The sequence below is a fragment of the Parahalioglobus pacificus genome, from assembly GCF_014652275.1.
GTDB lineage: Bacteria > Pseudomonadota > Gammaproteobacteria > Pseudomonadales > Halieaceae > Parahalioglobus > Parahalioglobus pacificus.
Genome location: NZ_BMYM01000001.1, coordinates 1,481,477 through 1,494,470, shown reverse-complemented (window position 1 = coordinate 1,494,470; position 12,994 = coordinate 1,481,477). Strand labels below are relative to the sequence as shown.

Here is a 12,994-nt window from a genome sequence, read left to right as displayed (position 1 = left end):
TAATGAGGATCCAGTTTACAGGGGATGCGTCGAGCATGCCGTTATCTTTCCAATGCGTGGGACTGGTGGGCCGCAGCCAACATGAAGATGCGGCGCCGGTTCTCAACGAGCTTGTACGTTTGCTGCAATCACGTGGCGCCGAGATTTTGCTGGAGCAGCGACTGGCGGAGCTGTTGCCGGTGGCAGGGCTTTCCGCCTGCGCACTCGAAGATATCGGCGAGAAGGCTGACCTTGTCATTGTGGTTGGCGGTGATGGCAGTTTGTTAGGCGCAGCCCGCACGCTGGCCCGTTCTGACGTTGCTGTGCTGGGCGTGAATCGCGGGCGGCTGGGTTTCCTGACCGACATTAATCCTGACGATGTACATGCGCAGGTGGGCGCCGTACTCGACGGTGAGTTCACGCATGAAAAGCGCTTCCTGCTGGACGCGAAGGTAATGCGCGATGGTGCGGTCGTTGGCCGAGCTGATGCCCTCAACGACGTGGTTGTTAACTCAGGCACCTCAGCCCAGATGATTGAGCTTGAGCTGTATATCGATGACACCTTTGTGTACCGACAGCGTGCAGATGGATTGATTGTCTCAACACCGACTGGCTCAACCGCCTACTCGCTGTCGGGAGGCGGCCCCATCATGCATCCTGCTCTGGATGCGGTCGTATTGGTGCCCATGTTTCCCCATGCGCTCAGCAGTCGCCCCATTGTCGTGGATGGCAACAGCGAGATCCGCATCGACGTGTTATCCCGTAATCGCATTCATCCGCCGGTCACCTGTGATGGTCAGGTCAATATGACGGCGCGGCCGGGTGACTCCGTGGTGATTCGTAAAAAGCCGGAGAAGCTGACGCTGCTGCATCCCGTAGGTCACAGCTTCTATGCCAGCTGCCGCGATAAGTTGCGGTGGAGCAACGCACTCACAAACTGATGATAAGCATGGATGTGACGGCGATCGCCGTCGATCTCTCTGAAGATTTGTTACCGCTGTCGGTGGCCCTGCGTCAACAGGGTGTGCGACACCGCATTTTCGAAGAGCAGGGCAGGCAGACGGTGAAAACCGCCACTGACGCCGAGGCGCGCGAAGTGCAGCGCGTTTATCAGGCCTGGCGCTCCGGCGAACTCAATATTGAGATCACTGCGCGACCCAGAGAGGCGGGCCCGTCGCTGTTATCGCGCGGGATGCGTTCGCCGGTCACCCTGGCTATCATTGCGCTCAGCGTAGCCGGCTTTGCACTGCTGCTGTTTCGGGCATCTCCGGAACTGTTGTCCTTGTTCACGTTTACGCCATTCGCTGTGGTTGGCAATCAGCTGGTCTTTGGTGAGCCGGGCGCCGCGCCCTGGCGCTACATCACGCCTGTTTTTCTGCACTTTGGCTGGCTGCATATCACCTTCAATTGCCTCTGGATGTGGGAGTTGGGCTCGCGGATAGAGCGCGGTCTGGGCTCCCTGAACCTGCTGGGGCTGTTTCTGGTTATCGCCCTGGTATCAAACACTATCCAGTACCTGTTTGGCGGCCCGGCACTGTTTGGCGGGCTGTCCGGTGTCGTGTATGGGTTGCTGGGTTTCGCCTGGGTGGGGGCCACCTTGCAGCCAGCCTGGGGATTCAGGCCCGCTAACCCCATCATGTTGTTCATGCTGGGCTGGCTGGTGATCTGTGTACTGGGTGTTGTCGAAGTGCTGGGCTTCGGTGCCGTGGCGAATGCCGCCCATGTGGGAGGCTTGCTCACCGGTGCACTACTAGGGGCAGTATTCGCATTGGCCTCACGCTGATCGCCTCACAAATCGCTATAATCGCCGCCCGGATATGGAGGCAGCTATGGACTATGACACCCTGATCAACAGTATGAGCCCGGAGATCTATCGCAGTCTGCGCCGGGCGATGGAACTGGGCCGGTGGCCTGATGGTAAGCTATTGTCAGCAGAGCAGCGTTGCACTGTCATGGAAGCCCTGATTGCCTGGGGCGCACAACATCTGCCGGAGGAGCAACGCATTGGCTACATCGACCGCGGGCACAAGGCGGGTGAGGTGTGTGACGACCCGGACACCACCACCACCATCAAGTGGCTGCAAGACTAAGTTAAGGATTTGAAGAATGGCTGAACTAGGTTCAGGCAAGGTTCGCAAGATGCGCACCGAGCTGGCGGATGTCGTGAATTACCACATGATTGTGGGTGATGCCGAGATACCGCTGAACGCGCACTTGGGAAAGCGCCTCAGTCTTTCCTATCTTGGCACGATTAACTGCATACATTGTGATCGCAAAACCAATAAGAGTTTTAGCCAGGGCTACTGCTATCCCTGCTTTAAACGCCTTGCCCAGTGCGATAGCTGCATCGTGAGCCCCCAGAAATGCCATTTTATTGAAGGCACTTGTCGAGAACCCGCGTGGGGCGAGGCCAACTGCAACATCGATCACATCGTGTATCTGGCAAACACCTCTGGCCTGAAGGTGGGCATCACGCGAGGCACCCAGGTGCCCACGCGGTGGATGGACCAGGGAGCCACGCAAGCCAAGCCTATTTTCCGCGTGAGCACGCGACTGCAATCCGGCCTGGTTGAATTGGCCTTCGCCGCACATATTGCCGACAAGACGAATTGGCAGGCCATGCTCAAGGGGGATGCTGACCCTCTGGATCTCGAAGAGCGACGCCAGGCCTTGATGACCTCCAGCCGCGATGAGATTGATGCGTTGCAAGCATCGCATGGCCTTCAGGCCATCACAGAGCTGGTTGATGAGGCGGAGACCCGCATTCGGTATCCCGTGCTGAAGCATCCTGTGAAGGTCAAGTCATTCAATCTCGACAAGACTCCGCTTGTGGAGGGCACTCTCGAAGGTATCAAGGGTCAGTACCTTATTTTCGATACCGGCGTTATCAACATGCGAAAGTACAGCGGCTACAACATTGCCGTTTCCGGGGAGTAGATCCGATGCGCGAGGCACAGCCTGCAACCATTTACCTGAAAGACTACGAGCCACCGGCTTACCGCATTGAGCAAACACAGCTGCACTTTGCCCTGCATGAAGACTACGCGCTGGTCACTGCGACGCTGAGCATTGCGCGGACGGCAGGCGCCCCTGAGACGCAAGCTCTGGTACTCCATGGCCAAGCGCTGAAGCTGGAATCCATTCAGCTGGACGGCAATACGTTGGGGGAGGGGACCTACGTCATTGATGAGGCGAGCCTGACCCTGGAGGCTGTGCCTGGTGAGTTTGAATTGCGCACGGTGGTGCGTATAGAGCCGCAGAACAACACCTCCCTGGAGGGGCTGTATAAGTCGCGCACCATGTTTTGCACCCAGTGTGAAGCCGAGGGCTTTCGCAAAATCACGTACTTCCTCGACCGGCCCGACGTGATGTCGATCTATACGGTGACGGTGGAGGCCGACGCCGCGCGCTATCCGGTGTTGCTCAGTAATGGAAACTGTGTGGCTACCGAGGCACTAGCCAGTGGCCGGCACAGTGCCACCTGGCATGACCCATTCCCCAAGCCGGCTTATCTCTTCGCCCTGGTTGCGGGTGACTTAAGCGTTGTCGAAGATAGCTTCACCACCTGTTCAGGCCGTGAGGTTGATCTGAAAATTTTTGTGGAACCCAAGGATCTCGACAAATGTGACCACGCCATGGATTCACTGAAACGATCCATGCGCTGGGACGAAGAGACCTTCGGTCGCGAGTACGATCTGGACATTTTCAACATAGTGGCAGTTGATGATTTCAACATGGGCGCTATGGAGAACAAGAGCCTCAATATCTTTAACACTTCCTGCGTGTTGGCATCGCCGGATACAACGACGGATGCCGGCTACCAGCGGGTTGAATCGATCGTCGCTCACGAGTATTTCCACAACTGGTCCGGGAACAGGGTCACCTGCCGCGACTGGTTCCAGCTCAGTCTCAAGGAAGGCTTTACCGTGTTCCGCGATGCCGAGTTCTCATCAGATATGGGTTCCAGAACGGTCAAGCGCGTGGAGGACGTCACTGTCCTGCGTACCTCACAGTTTGCCGAAGATGCCGGCCCGATGGCGCACCCGGTGCGGCCTGACTCATTTATCGAGATATCAAACTTCTACACCGTCACCGTGTATGAAAAGGGTGCAGAGGTGGTGAGGATGATCCACACCCTGCTGGGCGCTGAATCATTTCGGCGAGGCAGCGACCTTTACTTTCAACGGCACGATGGGCAGGCAGTCACCTGTGAAGATTTTGTCCTTGCCATGGAAGACGCGTCCGGGGTTGATCTCGGCCTGTTCCGGCGGTGGTACAGCCAGGCGGGCACGCCGGAAGTCAGTGCCAGCGGTGTCTATGACGAGGAGGCGCAAACCTACACCCTCACTGTCGCGCAGCGCACCCCACCGACACCAGGGCAGACCGACAAGCAGCCCGTGGTGATTCCACTGGCGATGGGCCTTCTGGGTGACGCGGGCAACTTGCCCTTACGCCTCGAGGGTGAATTGCCGGATACGGAGACGTCGGATAATACGCATCGCGTGCTGACTGTCGATTCCGCCGAGCAACGATTTGTCTTCACCGGCGTGAACGAAGCGCCTGTCCCCTCGCTGCTGCGCGGCTTCTCAGCGCCAGTGCGGCTTGACTACCCCTATACCCGTAAAGACTTGCAGGCGCTTATCAGTCACGATGCCGACGGTTTTGTCCGCTGGGATGCCAGCCAGCAATTGGCTGTGCAGGTGATTATGGACGTTCAGGCGCAACTCGATGCCGGCAGTGAGCCGGACGTTGATCCGTTGCTGATTGACTCTGTAGCAGCGGTTATCGCCGATACGTCGCTGGATCCTGCAATGGTGGCCATGATGGTGACCTTGCCCGGTGAAAATTATCTGGCAGAGCTCGCAAGTCATACTGGCCAGGCTGATGTAGATGGTATTCATGCTGCAAGGGACAGCGTTCGTGAAGCGCTAGCCAGCGCACTGTCGGAGCAGTGGCAGAGCCTGTTCGGGCGTTTGCACAGCGTTGAGCCCTACCAGGCCAGCGGACCGGAGATAGCCAGGCGCAGCTTGTGCAACGCGGCGCTGGGCTATCTCAGTGCCGACAGTGTCGATGGCGTTGAGCTGGCGCTGGCGCAGTATCACGGCGCTAACAATATGACCGACAGGCTGGCTGGCCTGCAGGCTGTCGCTTATTTCGGTAACGACGTACAGCGTGACGCAGCCTTGGCAGATTGCTTTGACAAGTGGCACCACGAAGCTCTGGTAGTGAATCAATGGTTGCAGCTACAGGCCATGTTGCCGCTGGAGGATGCCTTATCGCGCGTGCAGGCGCTGATGGCGCACGATGCCTTCGACCTGCGAAACCCGAATAAGGTGCGGGCTGTTATCGGCGCTTTTGCCAGTGGTAACCCGGTGAACTTTCACCGGCGCGATGGCGCGGGCTATCGCTTCTTGAGAGAGCAGGTTGCTGTGCTCGATGGCATGAATCCGCAAATTGCTTCGCGGCTGCTGGGCCCGCTCACCAAATGGCGAAACTATCAGGGCAGAGGCGACATGATGCGGGCCGAGCTGGAGGAATTGGCCGCGGTGTCGGGTTTGTCGCCGGATGTGTTTGAAGTGGTCAGCCGTTCTCTCGCCTAATACGCGAGTGCGTAGTGCGTAGCTCAGGCCGCGCCAACAGCACCTTGCTGAGACAACTGGGCCCGCAGGCGATACATCAGGTCGTGCACGTGCAGGCGAGAGCGCGCAAATTCACGGTTGGCCACTGCCAGCTTGCGCCAAGCCGATTTGTCGGTGAGCAGTGTACGGATGTGTGCTGCCATATCACCGGATGACTGAGCCGCAACCACAGTATCAGGTGCCTCGCCGCGTAGACGAGCAACGCCGGCAACGGTGGTGACTGTCGGTGTGCCCCTGGCCAGGTTATTGATCAGTTTGGTGTCGACCACGCGCTCATAGAGCAGCGGATCAATGCTGACCCGGAAAGATTCGCCGGCCATTTCTGCTTCTTCCATGGAACGATGGAAGTGAATGTTCGGGTCGCTCATGCCCAGGGTTAGCAGTTGCAGGTCCGGGTCTTTGCCCACAAGGTGCAGGGGTAAACGCGGCATGCTTTCCCGCAGCTGAGGCAGCACCTCCCGTATAAACCACATCAGGCTGCGCACGTTGTCGGCATCGCCCAGATACCCCACGTACAGTAGCTGGGCTTTCGTCCGGTTGAAGTCAATGGCGTCGCTTTTGCGCGTATCAATGTGGCTGCCTAGCAGCGAGCTTTGTAGCTTCCCGAAAGGAACACCAGCATCCGCCAGACGCAGGGCGTCATTTGCTGTAGCGAACACATGATCAACGCCGGCGCAGGCGTCCAGTTCTCGCTTGCGCAAGCCGTTCACTACTTTTTCTTCAAGGCCGGCACAGTCGGGTTGTGCCTGTATGTCTGCGAAATGTGCAGCATGGGCGTGATAGATGGTGGTGCCGGTAAATTCAGCGGGCTGGTAAAAGAAGGCGTAAAAATGGTCGATGACGATGATGTCAAAATCTGCGGCGACATTCGTCACCTGGCGAGCCAGGGCCTCGCTGAAACGGTTCGTGGTGTCCGGCGCGATCATAGCGTTCAGACGCTGCGCCACCTCGTCGGCTTGCACAGCGGCATCGGGCTTGGCCCAGATGATGCCCTCCAGCCCAAGGGTGTCTTTCAATGCTTGGGGTTCGCGATCTGAACGAGCGGGGCAGGCAAGCGTTACAGGGTAATGCTGGCTGAAAAGCGCGAGGGCCTCGAGGCTCTTCATCGAACAGGCATTGCCGCCACTCGCGGGCGCCTGTGGCGTGATGAAGAGAACGCGCTGAGCCTGTTTCATATAACACCCTGCCTCTTGGGAAAACCGTATCCTGTCCCTAGGGCGTCCCTCGGTGCATCCGTTGCACAACGCTGACTACATTGTAACGCAAGTCTTGAGCGGGTACAGCACCTTTAGGACCGACCGTAGACGAAGACGAAGACCTCCGGAGAGTGCCCGCATGGGGTTCGTTTGGGTCCCGACAACATGTGCGCCGCTACTCGAATACTCATCAAACCTGTTCTTAATGATTGTACGCGCGGGGCAATGGGAGCGGATTAGCCCACGGCCTTAACCCGGGTAGAGCTGCAGCGTATTGTCGTGCTTTTGCACAGCTGGCTTGCGCTGCCGAGCATCTTTCACCAGCCCCAGCAGCTGAGAGCCTTGCCACCCATGGGCGGTGTCACTGAATGCTGCAGCTTCAAGCTCGGTCACAGTGTCATCCCAGAGGGTGCGGTCATCAGGCCCGGCCAGTGCAGCTGCCACGCTCTCAAGGCGTGTTGTCGTGTGGCCCCGGCAATTCGCCCAAGTGATCAGGGCCTGACGTGCGGCCAGGGGTTGGTCGCTGGCACACGCGGCCGACAGTGCTTTGAACGCATTTTTTTCATCGGGGTGCTCTTCTCGTGCCGCGGGCTCGCTGGCGGTGCTGCCACGACGGCTGTACAGCCAGGCGAGGGCGGTCAACATCCAGCCCATTAGCGCTGCTGCGGCAACCCAGGGCCAGTAACCCGCAGTGAAAGGTGTTGCGTCAGCCACAGCCTGTGAGGGGGCAGGCAGGGCAGTTGTTGGAGCAAGCTCTGCCGCGGCTGTGGCGGGGCCGCTGACGCTGACTTCACGGGCGGGCACTGTGGCAAACTGCAAAGAACCGCTGTTGGTGTCCCACCAGGGAATGCGGATCTCAGGCAGCGTCCAGCTGCCGCTGTTGGTGGGGACAATGGCAGCGCTGTCGACCCTTACGCCCGTAATGCCCGCATCGCTTTCCCGTTCACTGATGTCCGGCTGGTCGGGGTAGAACTTGAGACCGCTCACCTCAGGCAGCGGCAGTGGCGGTAGCTGGGCACCTTGTAGTCCTTCACCGACTAGTCGCAGGGTGCGCGTCGCCGATTCGCCGGCCTTTAATGATTCTGGCGGCGTAGACCAGCTCTCTTCAACGCGGAGGGCCGTTGCTGGCAACCAGGTTTGGTCCGGGTACCCGGCGGGGCGGGGCAGGACTTCGATGCTGAGTGGCAGTGTGCTGCGGCGTATCGGTTTACCGCCGCCGCCGACATCGAACAGGCTGCGACGTTGCTGGGCAATGCGCGCGTTAAAGGTTTGGCTGGGTATTGTCAGTACACCGCTTTGTTCAGGGAAAACGGCATAGCGAACTTCATACACTTGCCAGGTCTGTCCGTTGACGCGCCGGTTGAACGTCCGCTGCTGCAGGGGTTTTACGAACGCACCGTCTATCTGCAGTTCGGTAATGCTGCGCGCCTCAAGGGACACGGCCTGTTGTAGTCTCAAGGTCAGCAGTAATTGACCTTGCACGTAGACTTGCTCACGGTCCAGCTCGGCCTCAAACAGAACCAGATCGCCGTTAGCCGCCAGTGTGGGAGCAGGACCCACCGTCACGGCAATGGGCACTGTTTGGATCAAGCCGGCGGTCAAGGCAGGCACCCTCAGATCGCCCTCTCGGCGAGGCGTAATGTCCAGATTGATGGTGCGGCTGCTGGTGGACTTGCCATTGACCACGCGCGTACTGCTGCTGGTGCCTCGCTGCAGAATCTCGAAATCGGTGAGTAGCTCGCTCAGTGGAATGTCGTCAATGGGCTCGCCGGCGGTAGCGACGATCTGCAGGCGCAGAGTGTCGCCCATGGCCACGCTTTCGCGATCCAGGGTGGCAGTGACATCAGCTTTTAGCGTGCCTGCCCAGAACACCGTCAGTAGCAGTACTAGCAGTCGCCGGGTCTGTAATTTACCAATAGGTGTCATCATTCTTGGTCTCGCCGCGTTGCTGTCGCTGACGGCTTTCGTATCGGAATTTTTCTCGTAACAGGCCGGAGGGGTCATCCGGCACGCGCCGTAACCACTGCTCCAGTGCCTGATCACGCTCTATGTCCTCATCCAGAGCTGACATGTCGATATCGGGCTGGGGTGTCTGCTGCCCCTCCTGCTCTTGGGACGACTGTTCCTGCTCGCTGTTCTCACCGTCCTCCTGCTCATCCGTCTGGGACGCGGGCTCCTGCTCCTGCGGTGGGCTTTGCTGGGGGCTCTCCTGACCGTCTGACTGCTCACCCTGGTTGTCATCGGAAGGCTGGCTCGAATCGTTCGACTGAGCATCCTGCTGCTGTTGCTCGCCCTCCTGATCCTGGTTGGGGTCTTGCTGGTCCTGATTGTTCTGCTGTTCCTGTTGCTGCTCTTCCTGGCGCATCAGTTCCTCGACCAGAGCGAGATTTTCGCTAGCGTCTTCCCGCTCGGGTGTTAGGGCAAGTGATTCGCGGTAGGCCTCGGCGGCGGCGGGGAGGTCGCCGGCACGCGCCAGTGCGTTACCCCGGTTGTACCAGCCATCGCTACTCTGGTTGCTGTCGAACAACTCCGCTGCGGTTTCAAAATCGCCACTGCGATAGGCCGCGGTGCCAGCCCAGTCGCTGTTTTCAAAGAGCTCGCTGGCACGCGCGGCATCGCCAGCATCCAGTGCACGCTGGCCCTGCTGATCTGGCGTAAACCACAGGGAATCCCAAACCTGTGCCTGGGCGCCCGGGCTGTCCATCAGTAGCACACCGGCCAGGGCAACGCTGGCGAGTGTTCCCCGTCGAAACAGTCCCAGTGCCAGAGGCAGCAGCAACAGTACGAACCAGTATCCCTGGTCTTCCCAGGTGTCGGCACTGCGCTCCAGTTCCAGCGTTTCCGAAGAGTTGGTCAGTGCGCTCTGAGTCAGCACTTGCTGGATGTCGCCATCGCCAATCTGCATGCGCTGATATTGGCTGCCGGGTAGTGTTGAGAGTTCTCGCAGCGGGCCCTCATCGAGGCCAGGAATGACAATAGCGCCCTCGCGGTCTTTCAAAAAACCGCCGCCTGGCAGCGGGATAGGTGCACCACTAGCTGTGCCAACACCTAACACCGACAGGCGCGCCGTGCTGCCATCAAGACGGCTCTGTATGGCCTTGACGGCGCGTTCGCTGACCCCGTCGGTGACCAGTAACAGCTGGCCGCCGCGAATGCCCGCTGAGTCCAACAGCGACACCGCCAGCGACACGGCGGCATCCGCATCCGAACCCGGTACTGGCATCATGTCGGGATTAAGCGCGGGTAGAAGATTGGCGATGGTGGGGTTGTCGTCTGTTAAGGGGGTCACAATATGCGCGTCCCCGGCATAGGCCACGAGCCCAGTAACACCTTCGCGCCGCTCTGAGAGTAGGTCCAGTAGCTTCTGCCGTGCACGATCAATGCGCGAGGGAGCAAGGTCGGCCGCCTTCATCGAATAGCTCAGATCAAGCATCAACACCATGGCGTCCTGCTTCTGATGTATGGGCTGTGGCAGCTGTCGCCAGCTGGGGCCAGCGGCGGCAAATACGGCCAGACACCAGCAGATGAGGAGGGCGAGTAGCAGCCAGTGGCCGCTGCCCCGGCTCTGTGAATCATTGATGAGATAAGGCAGCAGCTCCGCGTCGATCACTGAACGCCAGCTTCCCGAACGGCCGCGAGCGATCCACAGCCATATACCCAGGCCGATGGCGGGTATCAGCGCCCACAACCACTCAGGTCGCATCAGGTGAAGTTCCTGCAGCAGGCTCATGGTTGTGCACCTACTGCTCGTTCTCTGCCAAGCCAGCCACCAGCACGCGCCGCATGGCGCAGGGCGAGCAGAAAACTCAGGATAATGGCGACGCCCAGCGGCAGATAACCCAGCGACTGCCGGGGGCGGTAAACTGCGGCCTCCTGCTCTACGGGCTCCAACTCGTCCAGTACGGCGTAAATGTTGGCCAGCTCTGCCGGGTCTCTGGCGCGGAAGTAGCGACCACCGGTGAGCTGGGCTATTTCCTTGAGACTGGCTTCGTCCAACTCTGCGGAAGGGTTGACCTGCCGGCGGCCGAAACTGGAGCCGAAAATGCCGGGCAAGGTGAGCTCATCGGCGCCGATGCCGATGGTGTAGATCTTGATATCCAGATCCCTTGCCAGTCGCGCAGCATCCTGCGGTGTGATCGTGCTTGCGGTGTCTTGCCCATCAGTTAGAAGTACCAGTACACGGCTGTCGGCGGGGCGCTCGCGCAACCGTTTTACAGACAGACCAACGGCGTCACCAATGGCCGTCTCCTGGCCGGCAAAACCAATCTGCGCCTCCAGCAAAAAACGTTTGACGGTGCCTGTATCAAAACTCAACGGAGACTGAACGTAGGCGTTGCTCCCAAACAGGATCAGGCCCAACCGATCGCCTGTGCGTCGTTCGATAAAGTCGGCACCCACTTGCTTCACCGCATCGATACGCCTCGCAACGGCATTGCCAACCTTCATATCCTCGATGCGCATGCTGCCGGAGATGTCGACCGCCAGCATCAGGTCTCTACCACTGTTGGGTAGCTCGATGGGTTCACCGATCCACATCGGTCTGGCCGCGGCGAGTACCAGGCAAAGCCACACCAACCAGAGCCCGACCAGCGACAACCGGTCACTGCCGCCCATGGTGTTGCCTTGCTCGGCGGTCAGCGCCTGCCAGTCGGCGAAGAACGGCGCGCGTAGAGCTGCCTCATCGCCACCACTGGGTGGCAGCAAACGTCTCACCACTAGCGGCAGCGGCAAAAGTAGCAGCATCAATGGCCATACCCACTCGATCATGATTCTGCCCTGTGTTCCCTGATCCATCGCGCGGACATGTCATAGAGTGTTTCGGCGCCGGTATCGGGCGCGGGAGAGTAGGGGCCTGTGGCCAGCAATTTGGGTGCTGTCCAATCTTTCGGTGCATGTGCATCCAGTAGCGCCAGCCATTCTTGGCCGCTGGCGCTGGCAACCGTTGGCTCTGGCAGTGCACGCATCGCCACTGCCTTCAGCAGGGCGTTGACCTCGGCGACATAGCGTTTCTCGTCGTCACTGGTTTGCCATCTGGCACGGATCAGGCTCAGCTGTTGCAGGCCTTGACGACGATAGGCTCCCATCTGATACCGGCGCCGCAGCCACAGTGCCGCCGCGATTAACAGCACCATCAACAAGAGCGCCAATAACCACCAGCCGGGAGCGGGGGGCCACAGTGCGATCGCAGCGGGCTCGCGCAGGGGGTGCAGCGCGGCCAATGGGTCCGATTGCGGGTTCATCGACGCTTGTCCCCATACACGGGTTGCAAGGCGGACAGTGCCGAAACACCAGTGCTCGCGCGGATCAGGGGAATACCCAGGCGGCTGAGGTCGCTGGCAAGCTGCTTGGCCTGCGTGGCTTTCTCTTCAGAGAACTTGCGTTGCAGCCCTTTATCCGCAGTGTTCAACTCGCTGCGAGTGACCCCGTCCGTCACAGCGTAGCGGCCACTGCGCGGTAATTGTTGTTCCAGCGGGTCGCTGCACTTCACTGCAGTGATTTCTGTGTGTTGGGCCAACTGGTAGAGGTGTTCGCGCGCTGGTTCAGTGTCGGCGCCACTGAAGTCGCTGACGATAAAAAGACTGCTGCCCGGGCGTGCTATGCGTCGCAGTTTGCTGAGCATGTCGCCGAAACTCTGGGAATCTGTGCCCGCCTCGGGTGGTAACTGGTGGTTGTAGCGATCAATTTCAGACAACAGCGCCAGTACGGTACGGCGGCTTCGCTTGGGTCTGAGTTCCCGATGCTGTGCGTCGTTAAATACCAGCCCGCCCACGCGTTCGCCGTTTTCCAGCCCGCTCCAGGCCAGCAACGCACTGATATGGGCGGCGATCACCGACTTAAAGCAATGGCTTGAGCCAAAGAACATTTGGCTGCGCTGATCAGCGACGATGATGACAGGACGCTCGCGCTCTTCCCGGAACAGCTTGGTGTGGGCCTCGCCGGTGCGCGCAGTGACTCGCCAGTCAATGGTGCGGATGTCGTCGCCGGGCTGGTAGAAGCGCACCTCCTCGAAGTCTATGCCGCGACCGCGGAAATTGGACTTGTTGGGGCCTGCGAGTGCGCTCAAGGCCCGGCTGCGTCGCGTGATGTTGAGCTGGCGCGCAGAGAAGCGCAGCGCGATCAATTCATCCAGCGCTGTGTAGGCGCCCCGGGGCGGCAGGGATAGGTCAGCGGCGCGCATGC

11 protein-coding genes are annotated in these 12,994 nt (G+C 59.6%); 5 read left to right on the top strand and 6 right to left on the bottom strand.

Annotated elements, in window-relative coordinates:
• Positions 1-35: 35 nt before the first annotated feature.
• From IE089_RS06850 to pepN, 5 genes are read left to right on the top strand one after another with little or no spacing between them, the layout of a single operon-like run.
• Positions 36-920: an NAD(+) kinase gene (locus tag IE089_RS06850; RefSeq protein ID WP_189476593.1), complete on the top strand. Its 885-nt coding sequence runs from the start codon at positions 36-38 to the stop codon at positions 918-920.
• Entirely contained in the window at positions 920-1,762 is an 843-nt protein-coding gene (locus IE089_RS06845; RefSeq protein ID WP_229802620.1) for a rhomboid family intramembrane serine protease, read from the top strand. The genes IE089_RS06850 and IE089_RS06845 overlap by 1 nt, the downstream gene beginning before the upstream one ends.
• 46 nt (positions 1,763-1,808) lie before the next feature.
• Complete coding sequence (locus IE089_RS06840) at positions 1,809-2,069, top strand: YeaC family protein (RefSeq protein WP_189476590.1); 261 nt, start codon at positions 1,809-1,811, stop codon at positions 2,067-2,069.
• A 16-nt stretch (positions 2,070-2,085) separates the two neighbouring features.
• Entirely contained in the window at positions 2,086-2,916 is an 831-nt protein-coding gene (locus IE089_RS06835) for a DUF2797 domain-containing protein (protein WP_189476588.1), read from the top strand.
• 5 nt (positions 2,917-2,921) lie between these two features.
• The gene (gene pepN, locus IE089_RS06830; protein WP_189476586.1) at positions 2,922-5,579 is read left to right on the top strand and encodes an aminopeptidase N; all 2,658 of its coding nucleotides are present in this window, start codon (positions 2,922-2,924) and stop codon (positions 5,577-5,579) included.
• A 23-nt stretch (positions 5,580-5,602) separates the two neighbouring features.
• On the opposite strand, the gene IE089_RS06825 is transcribed toward pepN, so the two are convergent.
• The 6 genes from IE089_RS06825 to IE089_RS06800 form a co-directional block, all read right to left on the bottom strand.
• Positions 5,603-6,793 (bottom strand): glycosyltransferase, encoded by a 1,191-nt coding sequence (locus IE089_RS06825; RefSeq protein WP_189476583.1) that lies wholly within the window; start codon positions 6,791-6,793, stop codon positions 5,603-5,605.
• 270 nt (positions 6,794-7,063) lie between these two features.
• Positions 7,064-8,743 carry a BatD family protein gene (locus tag IE089_RS06820; protein ID WP_189476581.1) on the bottom strand — a complete coding sequence of 560 codons (1,680 nt, stop codon included), beginning with the start codon at positions 8,741-8,743 and terminating at the stop codon, positions 7,064-7,066.
• The gene (locus IE089_RS06815; RefSeq protein ID WP_229802619.1) at positions 8,724-10,544 is read right to left on the bottom strand and encodes a VWA domain-containing protein; all 1,821 of its coding nucleotides are present in this window, start codon (positions 10,542-10,544) and stop codon (positions 8,724-8,726) included. The genes IE089_RS06820 and IE089_RS06815 overlap by 20 nt, the downstream gene beginning before the upstream one ends.
• Positions 10,541-11,581: a vWA domain-containing protein gene (locus IE089_RS06810; RefSeq protein ID WP_189476578.1), complete on the bottom strand. Its 1,041-nt coding sequence runs from the start codon at positions 11,579-11,581 to the stop codon at positions 10,541-10,543. Before IE089_RS06810 ends, IE089_RS06815 begins: the two co-directional genes overlap by 4 nt.
• Positions 11,578-12,054, bottom strand: coding sequence for a DUF4381 domain-containing protein (locus IE089_RS06805; protein ID WP_189476575.1), 477 nt, complete (start codon positions 12,052-12,054; stop codon positions 11,578-11,580). Before IE089_RS06805 ends, IE089_RS06810 begins: the two co-directional genes overlap by 4 nt.
• Complete coding sequence (locus tag IE089_RS06800; protein WP_189476572.1) at positions 12,051-12,992, bottom strand: DUF58 domain-containing protein; 942 nt, start codon at positions 12,990-12,992, stop codon at positions 12,051-12,053. The genes IE089_RS06805 and IE089_RS06800 overlap by 4 nt, the downstream gene beginning before the upstream one ends.
• Positions 12,993-12,994 lie beyond the last annotated feature (2 nt).